Origin of the sequence: Halomonas sp. FeN2 (genome assembly GCF_020595105.1) — a bacterium.
In the GTDB taxonomy this organism is placed as follows: Bacteria; Pseudomonadota; Gammaproteobacteria; order Pseudomonadales; family Halomonadaceae; genus Vreelandella; species Vreelandella neptunia.
On sequence record NZ_CP074200.1, the window covers coordinates 2,168,949 to 2,183,839 of the forward strand.

General features: G+C 55.4%; 14 protein-coding genes. 4 read left to right on the forward strand and 10 right to left on the reverse strand.

Annotation, left to right across the window (positions count from 1 at the left end; all coding sequences use genetic code 11):
- Nucleotides 1-91 precede the first annotated feature (91 nt).
- A complete protein-coding gene (locus tag KF947_RS09870; protein ID WP_227406141.1) occupies nucleotides 92-862 on the forward strand; it encodes a YdiY family protein in 771 nt (256 codons plus the stop codon).
- Between the two features lie 13 nt (nucleotides 863-875).
- Here the strand turns inward: KF947_RS09870 and KF947_RS09875 are convergent, their stop codons facing one another.
- The 3 genes from KF947_RS09875 to KF947_RS09885 all read right to left on the reverse strand — a co-directional run bounded on the left by KF947_RS09875 (nucleotide 876) and on the right by KF947_RS09885 (nucleotide 3,708).
- The gene (locus KF947_RS09875; protein WP_227406142.1) at nucleotides 876-1,646 is read right to left on the reverse strand and encodes an ABC transporter permease; all 771 of its coding nucleotides are present in this window, start codon (nucleotides 1,644-1,646) and stop codon (nucleotides 876-878) included.
- Between the two features lie 215 nt (nucleotides 1,647-1,861).
- A complete protein-coding gene (locus tag KF947_RS09880) occupies nucleotides 1,862-2,644 on the reverse strand; it encodes an ABC transporter ATP-binding protein (protein ID WP_227406143.1) in 783 nt (260 codons plus the stop codon).
- Nucleotides 2,645-2,646: 2 nt separating this feature from the next.
- The gene (locus KF947_RS09885; RefSeq protein ID WP_227406144.1) at nucleotides 2,647-3,708 is read right to left on the reverse strand and encodes an ABC transporter substrate-binding protein; all 1,062 of its coding nucleotides are present in this window, start codon (nucleotides 3,706-3,708) and stop codon (nucleotides 2,647-2,649) included.
- 371 nt (nucleotides 3,709-4,079) lie between these two features.
- On the opposite strand from KF947_RS09885, the gene KF947_RS09890 reads away from it, so the two are divergent.
- A complete protein-coding gene (locus tag KF947_RS09890) occupies nucleotides 4,080-5,633 on the forward strand; it encodes a BCCT family transporter (RefSeq protein ID WP_227406145.1) in 1,554 nt (517 codons plus the stop codon).
- Nucleotides 5,634-5,669: 36 nt separating this feature from the next.
- On the opposite strand, the gene KF947_RS09895 is transcribed toward KF947_RS09890, so the two are convergent.
- Nucleotides 5,670-6,488 carry a flagellin gene (locus KF947_RS09895; protein WP_133731845.1) on the reverse strand — a complete coding sequence of 273 codons (819 nt, stop codon included), beginning with the start codon at nucleotides 6,486-6,488 and terminating at the stop codon, nucleotides 5,670-5,672.
- A gap of 74 nt (nucleotides 6,489-6,562) precedes the next feature.
- Entirely contained in the window at nucleotides 6,563-7,009 is a 447-nt protein-coding gene (gene folK, locus KF947_RS09900; protein ID WP_133731846.1) for a 2-amino-4-hydroxy-6-hydroxymethyldihydropteridine diphosphokinase, read from the reverse strand.
- A gap of 166 nt (nucleotides 7,010-7,175) precedes the next feature.
- On the opposite strand from folK, the gene KF947_RS09905 reads away from it, so the two are divergent.
- Nucleotides 7,176-7,922: an SDR family NAD(P)-dependent oxidoreductase gene (locus tag KF947_RS09905; RefSeq protein WP_227406146.1), complete on the forward strand. Its 747-nt coding sequence runs from the start codon at nucleotides 7,176-7,178 to the stop codon at nucleotides 7,920-7,922.
- Nucleotides 7,923-8,032: 110 nt separating this feature from the next.
- Here the strand turns inward: KF947_RS09905 and ybiO are convergent, their stop codons facing one another.
- From ybiO to KF947_RS09930, 5 genes are all read right to left on the reverse strand, one after another.
- Nucleotides 8,033-10,429, reverse strand: a complete 2,397-nt coding sequence (ybiO, locus tag KF947_RS09910) for a mechanosensitive channel protein (RefSeq protein WP_133731848.1) — start codon at nucleotides 10,427-10,429, stop codon at nucleotides 8,033-8,035.
- Between the two features lie 158 nt (nucleotides 10,430-10,587).
- Nucleotides 10,588-11,019 (reverse strand): YqaA family protein, encoded by a 432-nt coding sequence (locus KF947_RS09915; RefSeq protein ID WP_133731849.1) that lies wholly within the window; start codon nucleotides 11,017-11,019, stop codon nucleotides 10,588-10,590.
- A 28-nt stretch (nucleotides 11,020-11,047) separates the two neighbouring features.
- Entirely contained in the window at nucleotides 11,048-11,869 is an 822-nt protein-coding gene (locus KF947_RS09920; RefSeq protein ID WP_133731850.1) for an IclR family transcriptional regulator C-terminal domain-containing protein, read from the reverse strand.
- 192 nt (nucleotides 11,870-12,061) lie between these two features.
- The gene (locus KF947_RS09925; RefSeq protein ID WP_133731851.1) at nucleotides 12,062-12,868 is read right to left on the reverse strand and encodes an enoyl-CoA hydratase; all 807 of its coding nucleotides are present in this window, start codon (nucleotides 12,866-12,868) and stop codon (nucleotides 12,062-12,064) included.
- Nucleotides 12,869-12,966: 98 nt separating this feature from the next.
- On the reverse strand, nucleotides 12,967-13,929 hold the full coding sequence (locus KF947_RS09930) for a rhodanese-related sulfurtransferase (RefSeq protein WP_227406147.1): 963 nt from the start codon (nucleotides 13,927-13,929) through the stop codon (nucleotides 12,967-12,969).
- Between the two features lie 264 nt (nucleotides 13,930-14,193).
- Here KF947_RS09930 and KF947_RS09935 point away from each other — a divergent pair, with 264 nt between their 5' ends.
- Nucleotides 14,194-14,883 carry a pirin family protein gene (locus tag KF947_RS09935; RefSeq protein ID WP_227406148.1) on the forward strand — a complete coding sequence of 230 codons (690 nt, stop codon included), beginning with the start codon at nucleotides 14,194-14,196 and terminating at the stop codon, nucleotides 14,881-14,883.
- The last annotated feature ends 8 nt before the right edge of the window (nucleotides 14,884-14,891 follow it).

A 14,891-nucleotide genomic window follows, 5' to 3' on the forward strand; every position in this document is an offset into this window, starting at 1 on the left:
GAAATGCGTGACCACGCCATTATGGCACGCGCCAGCCAACGGCGTTAATCGCCGTCACCCCAGAGTCATCGTTCGCTGATATAATGGCCTAATGCCGAAACCAAGGAGGGATGTAGTGGCGATCGTTCGATGGATACTTTTGCTGGCCTGCTGGCCTCTATGGCTAACCGCGGCTTATGCCAACCCGTTCTACGCACCACCGCCTCCCCAGGAAGATGCCCCCGTATTCAGCGGCGATGCTGAGTTGGGCTTCACCCGCCTTTCGGGCAATACCGATAGCCAGACGCTGATCGGCAAAACGCGGCTGACGTGGCTTACCGGAAACTTCACCTACTCGCTGCGAGGTGAAGTGAGAAACGTTACCAAGGATAATGAAACCAGCGCCGAGCAGTACCTAGTCGCCGGACGCGAACGCTATGAGCTGGATGGCCCCCACTACCTGTTTGGCTTTGCCCGCTGGGAAAAGGATCGCTTTGCCGGTTACGATCAGCAGCTCTCCGCGATTGGTGGCTACGGGCGCCAAATTCTGGAGAACGGCACCCATACGTTGTCGCTGGAAGCGGGCCCGGGTTATCGTCATGACCGGCTGCGCGAGTACGATGATGAACGCTTAATGGTGACTTACACCGCGCTGGACTATCGCTGGTGGTTCTCGGACTACGCTGATATTCAGCAGGAAATGTCGGTGGAGTATACCGATAAAAACATCACCTCTCGGTCGCTGACAGCGCTTACAGCGAGGCTTAACTCAAAGTTATCGCTGCGCTTATCGCACGAAATCAAGCACAACTCACAGCCACCTGATGAAACCAACGTACGCACAGATACGACCACCAGTGCGTCTTTGCTCTACCGTTGGTAAGTCCAAGACTGGCTTAACGATTCTGCCCTCGGTGTGCCCACCCGGTCATGCGTTTTTCCAACTGCGCAAATAGCTCGTACATCACCATCGCCATGGCGCTGATCACCAGCAGCCCGGCAAAGACCAGCCCCATGCGCATTTGTGAACCGGCGCTCATCATTAGGTAGCCAATGCCCTGATTGGAGGCGACGGTTTCTGACACCACCGTACCCACGAATGCCAACGTGATAGCGACTTTCAGTGAGGCAAAGAAATACGGCAGCGAGCGCGGCAGACCTACTTTCAGCAGCACGTCCATACGCCGCGCGCCCAGTACCCGCAGCACGTCTTCCATCTCGGGCTCCAGCGTGGCTAAACCGGTAGCCACGTTCACCACGATGGGGAAGAAACAGATTAAAAAGGCGGTGAGTATCGCCGGCACCGAACCAATCCCAAACCAGACGACCAGAATGGGCACAAAAGCCACTTTGGGAATCGCGTTAAAGCCCACCAGCAGCGGGTAGCAGGCGTTATACAGAAAGCGTGAAGAGCCGATAATAAACCCCAACACCAGCCCAACGGCAACGCCCAGACCAAAGCCAATCAGCGTTGTCCAGAAGGTTTGCCAGGAGTGCATGGCGATAGGCCCGGAATAAGTTACCAGCGCCTGGGCAGTTTCCAAGGCACTTGGGAAGATAAAGCTGGGCACGTCAAACACCCGCACCGTGATTTCCCAGATGATGACCAGCGCCACCACCGCTATCCACGGCGCCAGTCGTTCAATTAACGGGGGATTCTGTGCCATAAATGTACCTTTTATTTAGTACTGATATTAAGTAGGTTTCTTGTAACTAAGCGTGCAATTGGCTTTGCCAGCCTGATAACAGCCTTCGGTGGGAGGTAGCTTTAGCTCGCGACCATTGAGGCTGCCAGCTTTATAGCCGGGGGTGCCTGCGGCACCCTTCGCCCGCTGGAAGCGGCCTCCCACATAAGCTGCTGAATAACCATTAAGTGCGGGTATCAAGTGCTGCGCACTTCGCCAATTTGAGCCCGCAGCTCCTGAACCAGATCAATAAAGGGTTTTTGGTAGGTGGTTTCCAGCGCACGGGGGCGCGGCAACTCGATTTGACGGCGCTCGATCACCCGGCCAGGGCGGCGGCTCATGATGTAGACGGTATCGGCCAGAAACGCCGCCTCGCGCAGGTCGTGGGTCACCAGCACTACCGTAAAGCGTTGCGCCTCCCAGAGGTCGCGCAGCACGCACCACAGCTCTTCGCGGGTAAACGCATCCAGCGCACCGAAGGGTTCATCCAGCATTAGTAAACGCGGCTGGTGAATCAGCGCCCGGCAGATCGAGGCCCGCTGCTGCATACCACCAGAAAGCTGCCACGGGTACTGATCTTCGTAGCCTTCAAGCCCTACAGTCTTGAGCAGCTTGCGTGCCCAGCCGACAAACTCTTCGCGCCGCTTACGAAACTGATGGCGGTAAGGTTTGACGATCTCCAGCGGCAGCAAGACGTTATCCAAGGTGGTGCGCCAGGGCAGCAGGTTGGCATTTTGAAACGCCATGCCGGAGATCTTCAGTGGGCCTGTAACCGGCTCTCCATCCACTCGCACGGCACCAGTGGTAGGCGCATGCAGACCGGTGCAAAGCTTCATAAAGGTCGATTTACCGCAGCCGGAGGGGCCCACGAAAGCGACGAACTCGCCTTCGTGGATACTCAAGTTGATATCTTCAATGGCGTTGCCCGACGCATCGTAGGCCAGGCTAACGTCATCAAAGGTGACGAAGGCTGCCGACATGCTTATTCACCCTCTGCCGAAAACAGCCTGCGCGTTTCCTGAGTAGGTAAGTAGCTTGAGTTAAACACCTGGTCTGGCGAAGGCACGGCGGGCAGGTCATAGGCGTCGGCGACCAGTTGAATGGCCTGCTCCAAGCGCGCTTCATCTACGCCACCTACGCCATGCTCACGGGCATCGGGGGTATCGACGACGCTCTCCAAGGCAAGCTTCAGGCGCCGGGTTTCCATCTCTACATCAATCAGGCCATCGCGATTTTTGACGTACTCAATGGCGCCATCAGGATCCGCAATGGTCTCCCCCAAGGCGCGGTTGAAGGCGCGTAGAAAGCCCTGCACGGCGTCGGGATTAGCCTCTGCAAAGGCTTCACTGGCGATGATCGCATTACCATAAAGCGGCACGCCGTATTCGGGGAACGGCATGATGGTGAGTTCCTCTTCACTCATCCCCCGCTCTTCAAGGTTGAGCAGGCTGGTAAAGTAAAAACCGGTGATGGCATCCACATCGCCCCGGGTGAGCAGCGTTTCACGCAGCGTGGGGTCGACGTTTTGCCACTCCACCGCGTCGGCTTCAAGATCATTAGCGGCAGCAAACACGCCCCAGGCGCGGTAACCGGTGTCAAAGGCGGGAGCGGCGATGGTTTTACCGGCTAAGTCAGCCGGGCTCTCTATACCGCTCTCTTTACGCGCAAACACTGCAGCGGGTGTGCCGTCGTAGACGATATAGACGCCCTGAATACCAGGGCCATCGGGATTTTCAGCGAGAAACTCGACCAGCGCATTCAGATCGCCAAAGCCCATTTCGTAGGCCCCAGACGCCACGCGGTTAATCGCCCCCGCCGAGCCGCTGCCGGAATCGATCTGAACGTCCAGCCCTTCATCAGCGAAGTAGCCTTTCTCAGCAGCCATTAAAAACGGCGCGGAGGGGCCCTCAAAGCGCCAATCCAGCTGAAAACGTATTTGGGTGTCGTTGGCATGGCTAACAGCCGGAAATAAAACCAACGCTGTCGCGCAGCCAGTCAACAGGCGCGCAGGAGAAAAACGGCGTTTCGAAGTGGAGGTCATCATCGTGAGCATACCTTGTATACAAAATATGCTTTAGCATTGCAGCAATACTGCCATTATTGGATTTTTACTTTATTTTCAAACCGTTATATTTCCACCCAGGTATCACCACCTACCGCCGCATGGCCAAAACAGTGCATTTGCACCTGGACTATGCACCAAGTTAAAACATATTAGACGTTGGTCTAAATTGTCGATATACTACGCTCAGTTTCCTGTCTTGCGCCATTCCTTGAATGGCGCTTTTTTTTATCCGTTATTTCACCAGCATCAATCAGTAACTACCTTGACGACTATGCGCCGTTAAACAGCTTAACGGCGCGCTTTGATAGGCTGTTATCTCCACTTCCCCCGCTCCCCATAAGGTATTTGACATGCCCCAGCCTAGCCCCAACGTAGAGGGCTCCCAAAGGTTTTCGCTCGGCGATCCAATTGTGCTGATATTCAGTATTGGCTTCATCGTCGCCTTTCTCGCTTTGTCGCTTTACGACCTAACGCTAGTCGCTGACAGTATCAGCGCGGGTTTCGCCTGGACCGCGTTAGTATTAGGAAGCTACTTTCAACTGCTACTCCTATTGACCTTCTTCATCGCCATCGGCTTGGCTATGACACCCGCCGCTAAAGCGAAAATCGGCAATCTCGATGCACCAGAAATGAGCACGTTTAAGTGGCTTTCGATTATTCTGTGTACTCTGCTGGCAGGCGGCGGGGTGTTCTTTGCAGCTGGCGAGCCGGTATACCACTTTGTGGTAACACCTCCCGCCTTTGAGAGCGAAGCAGGCACGGCTGAGGCCGTTTCCGGCGCCCTGGGACAGTCCTTTATGCACTGGGGCTTTATGGCTTGGGCAGTACTAGGATCGTTAACGGCAGTGGTTCTCGCCCACGCCCATTACGTGAAGGGGCAACCTCTTCAGCCGCGTACCCTGCTCTACCCAGTACTAGGGGAGCGCCTAATGCGCGGCCCACTTGGTGGCATTGTCGATGCCTGCTGCGTGATTTCTTTAGTTGCGGGCACCGTGGGCCCGATTGGCTTTCTGGCTACCCAGGTCAGCTTCGGCCTGCACGAACTGTTTGGCTTACCAGAAGGTTATCCCGGTCAGTTGATCATTCTTGCCGTGCTCGGCAGCATCTATGTGCTCTCTTCCATGAGCGGTGTCCACAAAGGTATTCAACTGCTTAGCCGCTTTAATGTACTACTGGCGCTAGCCATTGGTGCGGTCATTATTGTCTTTGGCCCGACGCTGTTTTTAGTCAATAGCTACGTTTCAGGTATGGGCGCGTATATCAGCGAATTCTTTACCATGGCCACAATGACCGCAGAGACCGCTCCGGCATGGTGGATGCAGTGGTGGACAGTATTTTTCTTTGCTTGGTTTATTGGCTACGCGCCACTGATGGCTATTTTTGTGGCACGTATTTCCCGCGGTCGCAGCATCCGCGAAATGATCATCGCGGTAGCGATCCTGGCGCCGATTGCCACCACCGTTTGGTTTACCCTGCTCGGCGGCTCAGGTATCTATTATCAGCTCACCGGCGTGATTGACCTGACCGAAGCGCTCAACAACTTCCAGTTTGATGTAGCTACCTTAACCGTTGCCCAGGCACTGCCCGGCGGTACCTGGATGGCACTGGCGATCCTGATGCTGACCACCATTTTCGTTGCCACCACCGGAGACTCGATGAGCTACGCCATTGCGGTAGTAGGCGCGGGCCATGATAACCCCAGCCCGGTCATGCGGGCGTTTTGGGGAATCGCCATGGCGCTGATGGCTGCGGTACTGCTGTATATGGGCGCAGGTCAAATTGGCGCGCTACAGCAGTTCATTGTGATTACTGCGATTCCGGTCTCGTTGATACTAATGCCGTCACTCTGGAATGGTCCGCAGGCAGCCTACGCCATGGCCCGTGAACAGGGGATTATTGACTAGCTCAGCAGTCCAGTCTGATTGAAAGCCCTATCAATTTTATAACCTTTCCAGAAGCCGCAGAATCATCTGCGGCTGCTGGTTGGCCTGGGCTAACATAGCGATGCCTACCTGCTGCAGGATCTGTGCACGAATAAGATTGGAGACTTCCTTAGCGTAGTCGGCATCCTGAATGCGCGACCGGGCAGCGGAACTGTTGATAATGTTGGTATTAAGCCCATCAATCACGCTTTCAAAGCGATTCTGCACGGCGCCCATATAGCTGCGCTGACGATCTACGCGCTTGATAGCGTCATCCATGGCCGCCAGCGGGCTCTCTGTCGCGCTTCCTTCCAAAACGCTAAAGCCCTCCAGGCCCAGCGCCAGCAAGCTCATCCCTTCAAAACGCACCGCAATGACATTGCCATCGTTAGCACCCACCTGAATATTTAACGATTTTGACTCATCAATCAGCCCAATGCCGTTGAAATTACTCTGCTCGGCGATGCGCTCAATCTCTTCTAAACGTTGATCGATTTCGTCTTGGATAGAAACAAGGTCATCGGAAGAGTTCGTGCCGTTAGCCGCTTGTACACTCAGCTCACGGATACGCTGCAGGTTGTCGTTAATCTGATTGAGTGAGCCTTCCGCCGTCTGCACCATTGAAATGCCATCATTGGTGTTACGGATCGCCTGGGTCATGCCTTTGATTTGCGCGGTCATACGATTGGCAATCGCCTGACCGGCGGCATCATCCTTGGCGCTATTAATACGCAGCCCTGAAGAGAGACGCTGCATGGCTGTCTGCATGGCCTGCTGACTGCCGCGCAGATTGTTCTGCACGATAAGCGACATCACATTGGTATTTAGGCTGAGCAACGCACGCCTCCGGAGGAAGTTAGCCCACCTAAAACCTGGTGGCTATGGCGTTATTATCGGCCTGTAAACAAAAATCATAAGTGCTTTGAAGGTTCCAGGGTGCGGCCGCTGCTAATCAGTACTTCATCGATCGGTTTTCTCACGTAGTCGTGCTGGAAGTAGCCATCATCAACGATCTCCCCATCCCACGCCACGATATCTAGATCCATAGTCCGCGGGCCCGATTTAATTGCACCTCGCACACGGCCCAGACGATCTTCTACCCCTTTGAGATAATTGCGAAACGCTTCACGTTCAAGCGGCGTGTTCACCAACAGTGCGGCGTTCAAGAAATCGGGCTGATGCTGGTACCCCACAGGCGCTGTACGAATAGCTTTTGAACGTGCCAACAACACGCACTCGCGGCTGATAATCTCAAGTGCTTGAACGAAATAGTGGTCAGGGTCGATATTGGATCCCAGTGAGATAAAACACTCATGAAGCTGAGCGGCATGTTCGGAAGGTAAAGACATGGGTGGCATAGCGACATCCTGTTCAAAGTGACGCCTTGTAGAACTACCCTAGAGTAGGGCACTTTTTTAACACCTCCAAATCTAGCGCCTCGTGTAAGCTCTGTATAAGTTATTGACAAACGCTGCACTCACGCAGAAAGTCCTCCTATACCAATAAAACTGTAGGGAACGCTTTATGCACCAACAAGCTGCTCTGGTAACCGGCGGTGCTACCCGCTTGGGCCGATTCTTCTCCGAAGCGTTGGCTGATGCCGGTTTCGATATTGCACTACACGTTAATCGCTCCCGCGAAGAGGCGGAAGAGGTCGCCAACAGCATTCGCACAAAAGGACGGGAGTGTGAAATATTTCACTGCGATTTTTTAAGCGATGAACCGCGAGATTTAATTCAGGCAGCAAAAAGCCGTTTTCCTGGGCTTGATTTGCTGCTGAACAGCGCCTCTGCCTACGAACCTGCGCTGATCGCGGCGACCGAGCTGGCGATGCTGGAGACGCAGTTTAGGGTCAATATGTTTACCCCACTACTGCTGACACGCCACTTTGCCAAAGAGGTGAAAGAGGGCCAGGTGATTAATATCATCGATAACAAAGTGGCCTACCACCAATACCCTTACGCGGCGTATCTGCTATCTAAAAAAAGCCTGGCGGAGATGACTCGTATGGCGGCTCTGGAGTTCGCACCGCGCATTCGCATTAACGGCATCGCCCCCGGCGTGGTACTGCCCGCTTCCCAGCGCACTAGCGCCTATATCGAGTGGCGTATTGAAGGCATTCCGCTCAAGCGCCAGGGTCACCCCGACCATCTTGTACAAGCTTTGCACTACTTGTTGGACAATCCCTTTGTAGCGGGGCAGATTCTGTTTGTCGATGGCGGGGAGTCAATCAATTTAGAGGGGCGTCACTCGGAAAATTACTCTGCTTGAATAACTAGGCTTAAGAACTCTGCTTAATGACTCGGCTTAAAATTGCTTCTGCTCCAAACGCAGCAGGGCCGCCCGAAGGCGGCCCTGCTGAAGGTTAAGATGAACACCGTTTAGGTTTCATCGACATCATCGTGGTCGGGTTTCAGATGATCAGGCTCGTTGGTTTGCTGCACTCCTTCTGGAGTGTCGCTCTTAGCAGCTGGCGTAGCAACTGCTGACTCCTCCACCTTCTTCTCTTTAGCAGTCGACTCCAATACCCGCACATGGGCAGGCGGTGGATTGCCGTTTTTGTTATCGCCAAAGTAGAGCGTGGTGTGCGGGAAGGGGATCTCGATACCCGCCTCATCAAAGCGCAGTTTAACCAGACGATTGTAGGCGCGGCCGACGGCCCACTGATCACCCGGCGTGGTTTTAATCACCACACGGATGTTCACAGAGCTATCTGCCAGGGCGGTAACCCCCGCAACGGTGAGATCAGCCAGCAGCTTGGTACCGAACTCTTCGCTGGCTTTGAGATCCTCAAAGGCCAGTTTGAGCTGCTCAATGGCTTCGTCAATGCTCTCGTTATAGCCAATGCCGTATTCGCCCACATGGTTGCCGTACTCGCGCATGTAGTTAGATACGGTATCCACGCTGGAGAACGGCACGATGTGATAAGTCCCGGACAAATCGCGAATCCCTACAGAGCGGATACTAAGCCGCTCGGCGGTGCCCGTCACGCCACCGACCGTTACCACATCCCCGGTATTCATGGCATTTTCAACCTGGATAAACACCCCGGTGATAACGTCCTGCACCAGCTTCTGGGCGCCAAAACCAATCGCCAAACCAAGCACACCGGCACCGGCAATGAGCGGGCCGATATTGATGCCAATTTCCGACAGCACGATCATGCCGGTTATCGTCACCATGGCGATCGCCAGGGCATTGCGAAATAGGCTGAGAAGGGTTTTCGCCCGCGCCGACGGCTCTCCGTAGCCGGTTTCCGGATTGAGCTTATGCTCAATAAGGCTCGCCAGCCCCAGCCAAACGGCGAGCGCCACGATCAAAATCACCGCCACGCTGGTCAGATTGCCGACCAGCACGGCACCGCCTTCAGAAGCATACCAAGCAGCAAGATCAAAGGCGCCCCAGGCGTTCAGCACCAACATGATGACCACGATCAGAATGATCGTACGCAGCACGCGAAGTGCATTGGGTACATAGCTGTTCAAGCGCTTTTCAAGCAGCGGTAGTTTTCGCCGCAGATCGTCCGACAGAGTAATCCGACGGCCAATGGTCTGGGTGAGGAAAGACGACACCAAGAGCCCAACGACAATAGCGGCCAGCGACTTCAGAGTGGCGTACATTACAAACGGCAGCGCATCGCCGGGTCGCGTTAACGTCAGCACAAATACGATCAAGAAATAGAGCAGCGCGAACAGGTGCCAGGTACGCGCAAATAGCTGCAGCGAGACGCGGCTGGCAGTCAGCGTTGATTTTGCCGCCATCTCGTTCAGGTTGTCGCGCAGGCGGGTGCGGTTTCTTAGTACTACGACCACTGCGTAGATAAATGCTAACAGCATAATCAGCGTGCCGACCGCTTGCCCCAGCGAGGCCGCCACGTAGAAGTTAACCAGCGGTACTACCACCATCAGACCGTAACCAACCATGCCGATCAAACGGGCTAGCCAGCGATTCCAGTAGGAGGCTTCCTGAGCAGAAATAGGCAGTAAGCGCAGCCCTTCGTAGCGCGAAGAGAACAGCATCCGCACACCGGCTTTGAGCAGTTCAATAATCAAGAACGCATTTAAAAACAAAGAGGCACGGGTCGAAAGCTCCCCGGCTTCACCAATCGCAAAGGTGGCCAGCAGATTACCACCCACATAGGCCAAGCCGACAAGCAGCACATCGATGACCGCCGCAATTGCAACGCAGACAACCAAACGTAAAACGGGGGTTAAATTGTTGCCATTCAGCGACCAGCCGCTGATTTTAGTAAACAGCGGCTTAGCTAACCGTCGAACAATCATAAACAGCGCAAAGGTGGCGACAATCACCATGCCTAAATTAATCGCCGCACTGGTGAACGCGCCCATATCAAAGACACTGTCGCCCTCTTGACCCGCCAACAGCCCACCAACAATGCCTACCACTTGCTCGAACTGGCCTCCCACATCGCTGACCACACGACTGGTGAGCTCAGCGAGTTGGCGCGGCAGCGAAACATCCTCCGGTGCTATCTCACTGCCTTGAGCAGCCGCTTCCGGGGAGAGTTCTGTAGCAACACCTTCGGGCAGCGCTGAGGCTTGATTACGCAACATTTCAATCAATTCTTGCCGCGACTGCTCATCCTCCAGCAGGTTTGCCAGCGCCTCGTAGGACGTCGGCGCTGCCTCAGATGAGGATGCCGCATCGGCGCTGGCCGACTCACTTGACGTGCTCTGCGCCATTGCTGGCGTGGCCATGATGGCAACCATTGCCAACAGCCAGACACCTAGCCAGGGTAATAAACGAAGTGGCTTCACACCTAAACCTCCTTTTGGGTGAGTGTTGTGTTCAATCTAACGGCTGCCTGGTTTTACGCAAGCTAACGTTAGGCAACTTATGTTGCTTACACTCTACACTGCCTGCACAGCTTGTTAAAAAGTTGTACAGGGTAACATGACTTGATTAATAAGGCGTTTCACTGGCATAGCGGGACTAGCCACTGCTGTGCCAGCAGTAACACCACGGCGTAACGCGCGCCTTTAGCGACCACGATCCAGGTCAGTGCCCGCCACCAGGGCAGCCGAAACACGCCGGCCAACACGGTGAGGGGGTCGCCAATAATCGGCGCCCAGGAAATCAACAGGCTCAGCTCGCCAAAGCGGTGATACCAGCCTTCTGCGCGAGCCAAGCTACGTGGCGATGCGGGGAACCAACGGCGATCCTGAAACTGACGTGCATAGCGGCCCATTACTACGTTGATCATGCTGCCAAGGGTGTTACCCGCCGTGGCCACTAACCACAGCCCTAACGGAGGCTCACCGAGACACCACAGCCGCGCTAACCACACTTCCGACCCACCGGGCAGCAGCGTTGCGCTGACCAGGGCAACAAAAAACAGGCTTAGCATAGGCTTACCATAACCTCAGCGACCCACGTTAACGCGGCACCTGCCCACCCAACTGTAGGGTTATCTCATCGGCCGTTTGGCGGACTAGCGCCCCTAGGGTTAGTAAGCGGGCTTCCGGAATTCGCGCCACCGGGCCTGAAACCGAGATCGCTGCCAGCGGCACGCCGTGCTCATCAAACACACAGGCAGCCACGCAATGTAGGCCAACGGCATGCTCTTCCCGGTCGCAGGCAAAGCCTTGAGCGCGAATCTGCTCTATTTCCACACCCAGAGTATCGGGCTGATAGAGCGTATTGGCGGTCACTCTTGCCAGCTCACGACCATCCAGCAGTTGCGCACGTTCGTCATCGGGCATCCACGCCAGCAGTGCTTTACCTACCCCAGAGGCATGCAGCGGCGCGCGGGAGCCTAAGCGGGTGATCATGCGCATCATCTGCGGTGACTCGTGCTGGGCTAGAAACACCGCCGTGGCCCCATCACGGATGCCTAAGTTGGCCGTTTCACCGGTTTCAGCGGTTAAGCGGCGCAGAAAGGGCCGACTTGTGGCCACTACGTCGCGGGCTTCTAGAAAGCTATTGCCGATACGGAAGGTTTTAACATCGATTCGCCATAGCCCCTGCTCGTTCTCCTGGGTCACAAACCCCTGGCTCTGCAAGGCTTGCAGCAAACGGTGGGTGGTAGAAGGCGCCAATTCGGCCATCTCTGCCACTTCTGAAAGGGCCAACCCAAGCGGGCTGGCCGCAAGGTACTCCAACAGTGTTAAGCCACGCACCAGCGACTGGCTGTGGCCTCCGCTAGCTTTGGCGGTACTCGCCGGACGTCCGACCGTCCTGCGTTTGGCTTCACTCACCTGGCTCTCTCCAAAAAGGCGCTCCTAAAATAAGCTCCCAAAAGCGCTTCTAATACGTACTAACAGCGCCTTTTCTGACGGCGCCTTCCCTGAAAACATAAAGGGCGTCAGGATAACGTGACAGCACGGCGATTGTCGCGTTTACGGAAACGAATTCCATTCATTCAGCGATGGTGCGTCAGCGGTAGCACGTCAGCGATGTCGCCAATGCGGTGGCCGCTTGGCAATAAACGCATCAATCCCCTCGCTTACATCCTCGGCCAACATATTGCAGGCCATGGTTTCCCCGGCAAAGGCGTAGGCTTCGTCGAGCGGCATGGCAAGCTGGCGGGCAAACATGGCTTTTCCGGTGCGCACCGCCACGGCGCTTTTAGCGCAGATACTGGCTGTCAGCTCTTGAATTGCCTCATCCAGCGCACCGTCTTCTGCCACGCGGTTAATCAAGCCCCACTCGGCGGCCTGCTCGGCACTGACAAATTCGCCGGTAAGCAGCATCTCCATGGCACGCTTACGGGCAACGTTGCGGGAAAGTGCTACCGCCGGGGTGGAGCAAAACAGGCCAACGTTGATACCGGAAACGGCAAAGCGGGCGCTGCGCGCGGCGACGGCCAGATCACAGCTCGCGACGAGTTGGCAGCCCGCGGCGGTGGCGATGCCCTGCACTTTGGCAATCACTGGCACCGGCAAATGCACAATGGCCTGCATGACGTCGCTACAGCGGGTAAACAGTGCTTGGTAGTAGGCTTTATCGGGGTTGGCGCGCATCTGCTTCAGGTCATGCCCAGCGCAGAAGGCTTTTCCTTCGGCGGCAATGACCACGCAGCGTACGCTGCTATCGTCGGCAATATCGGCTAACGCGTCATGAAGCGCTTCCAGCATGGCTTCCGAGAGCGCATTAAAGCGCTCCGGTGTGCCCATCGTCAGCGTTGTTATGCCCTGGTGGTCAAGGCGCTGCAGAGGGGAAGCCGTTGACGATAGACCGTCAGAGGGGATAGGCATGGTGAACTCCTGAGGTTGAGTAACACTTTGCCCATCAGTCTAGCGCACAAGCTTTACGTACGTTTCTTGTTTAAAAATCTTACCTGCTGTGCGCTACTTCATTTCTTCATCAGGCGGGTATCGCGGCCTAAGGGGTGCGGCTCGCCACGCTGTTTGGCTAGATCGATTTGGCGCTGGCGCTCGCGAGCGGCGGCGCGGGTCTTCTCTGGCAACGAATCAATGCAGTGTGGGCAGCTAATGCCCGGCTCATAAGCGGAAGACTGCATATCCTCGGCGGAGATCGGCATGCGGCAGGCGTGGCACTGCTCGAATTCGCCTTTGCTTAAGTCGTGGCGCACCGTCACGCGGTTATCGAATACAAAACACTCACCTTTCCATAGCGACTGCTCTTCCGGGACTTTTTCCAGGTAGTTCAGCACGCCACCTTTCAGATGATAGACCTCTTCAAAGCCCTCTTTCAGCATAAAGCTGGAGGCTTTTTCACAGCGGATGCCACCGGTGCAGAACATCGCTACTTTTTTATGTTTTTCCGGGTCGTAGTGCTCGCGCACGTACTCGGGAAACTCTCGGAATGTGGTGGTTTTAGGATCGATCGCCCGCTCGAAGCTGCCAATCGCCACTTCGTAATCATTGCGGGTATCGATCACCAGCACTTCCGGGTCGGCAATGATGTCGTTCCAGTTTTCCGGCTCGACGTAGGTGCCCACGGTGTCGTTAGGGTCGATATCCAGTACGCCGAGGGTGACGATCTCTTTTTTGAGCTTGACCTTGGTGCGGTAGAACGGCGTTTCGTCGCAATAAGACTCTTTGTGATCAATATCAGCCAAGCGCGGATCAGCGGTCAGCCAAGTAAGCAGCGCGTCAATACCTTCACGGTTGCCCGCCACCGTGCCGTTAATGCCCTCTTTGGCGAGTAGCAGCGTGCCCTTTACGTCGTTATCGAGCATGGTTTGGCGCAGCGGCTCGCGCAGCGCTTCGAAGTCGTTCAGGGTGACAAACTTATAGAGCGCCGCGACCACAATGGGCGGCATTGGGGTTGAGGCCGTGTTGGATACAGACATGCAAAGCTCCTGGTAGTCACCCTCGCAAAGGGCGGACCGGGTTAACAGAGGCGGGGATTTTACTCGAAAGCTAGCCAAAAGCCGAGGGCAAAGCGCCATGTCTGCCCCGAGAATGGCTTGCCCTGGCTCTTCAAACAGTCCTCCCAGCCCGGCATTTAATACATCGATTTATTCGACAGAAACGTGCTGAAAGCTTCACCCCACAAGGCGTCAGCAAGGCGTATATTGTCATTATTCAATCTCACGCAACCTGCGGAGCACACCATGATTATTCGTCGTTCAAACGAGCGGGGCTACGCCGACCACGGCTGGCTACGCTCATTCCACACCTTTTCATTTGCCAACTACGTTGACCGCAACCATATGGGGTTTCGCGCCCTGCGCGTGATCAACGAAGACCGCGTTGCTGGCGGCCATGGTTTTGGCGCCCACCCTCACCGCAATATGGAGATCATCTCCTACGTATTGGATGGTGAGATGGAGCACAAAGACAACATGGGCAACGGCGAGGTGATGCGCCCGGGCGATGTGCAGCGCATGTCGGCAGGCACCGGGGTACTGCACAGCGAGTTCAATCACTCCAAGGAGAATGAGCTGCACTTTCTACAGATCTGGATTGAACCCAAGCAGCTCGGCATCAAACCCAGCTACGAGCAGAAGGCTTTCCCTGTCGCTGAGCGTCAAGGGCAATGGCGTTTAGTGGCTTCTGAAGAAGGCCGCGACGGGTCTGTGAGCATCAACCAGGATGTGAATCTTTACGCAGGCTTGTTTAACGCTGGAGAACAGGCAACAGCGCCGCCATCACGCTACGCTTGGCTGCATGTGGTGAATGGTGAAATGGAGGTTAACGGTGAGACGTTGAGCGCAGGCGACGCCGCGGCGTTCCAACCGGATGAGGCGATCAACCTGACCGGCAAAGAGGCAGGCGAAGTGCTGCTGTTTGATCTTGCTTAAATACCTAG

What these genes read in the sequence shown, in the direction of transcription:
- KF947_RS09870 (WP_227406141.1), top strand. Translation starts at nt 92, where the DNA reads ATGCCGAAACCAAGGAGGGATGTAGTGGCGATCGTTCGATGGATACTT.
- KF947_RS09875 (WP_227406142.1), bottom strand. Translation starts at nt 1,646, where the DNA reads ATGGCACAGAATCCCCCGTTAATTGAACGACTGGCGCCGTGGATAGCG.
- KF947_RS09880 (WP_227406143.1), bottom strand. Translation starts at nt 2,644, where the DNA reads ATGTCGGCAGCCTTCGTCACCTTTGATGACGTTAGCCTGGCCTACGAT.
- KF947_RS09885 (WP_227406144.1), bottom strand. Translation starts at nt 3,708, where the DNA reads ATGATGACCTCCACTTCGAAACGCCGTTTTTCTCCTGCGCGCCTGTTG.
- KF947_RS09890 (WP_227406145.1), top strand. Translation starts at nt 4,080, where the DNA reads ATGCCCCAGCCTAGCCCCAACGTAGAGGGCTCCCAAAGGTTTTCGCTC.
- folK (WP_133731846.1), bottom strand. Translation starts at nt 7,009, where the DNA reads ATGCCACCCATGTCTTTACCTTCCGAACATGCCGCTCAGCTTCATGAG.
- KF947_RS09905 (WP_227406146.1), top strand. Translation starts at nt 7,176, where the DNA reads ATGCACCAACAAGCTGCTCTGGTAACCGGCGGTGCTACCCGCTTGGGC.
- KF947_RS09915 (WP_133731849.1), bottom strand. Translation starts at nt 11,019, where the DNA reads ATGCTAAGCCTGTTTTTTGTTGCCCTGGTCAGCGCAACGCTGCTGCCC.
- KF947_RS09925 (WP_133731851.1), bottom strand. Translation starts at nt 12,868, where the DNA reads ATGCCTATCCCCTCTGACGGTCTATCGTCAACGGCTTCCCCTCTGCAG.
- KF947_RS09930 (WP_227406147.1), bottom strand. Translation starts at nt 13,929, where the DNA reads ATGTCTGTATCCAACACGGCCTCAACCCCAATGCCGCCCATTGTGGTC.
- KF947_RS09935 (WP_227406148.1), top strand. Translation starts at nt 14,194, where the DNA reads ATGATTATTCGTCGTTCAAACGAGCGGGGCTACGCCGACCACGGCTGG.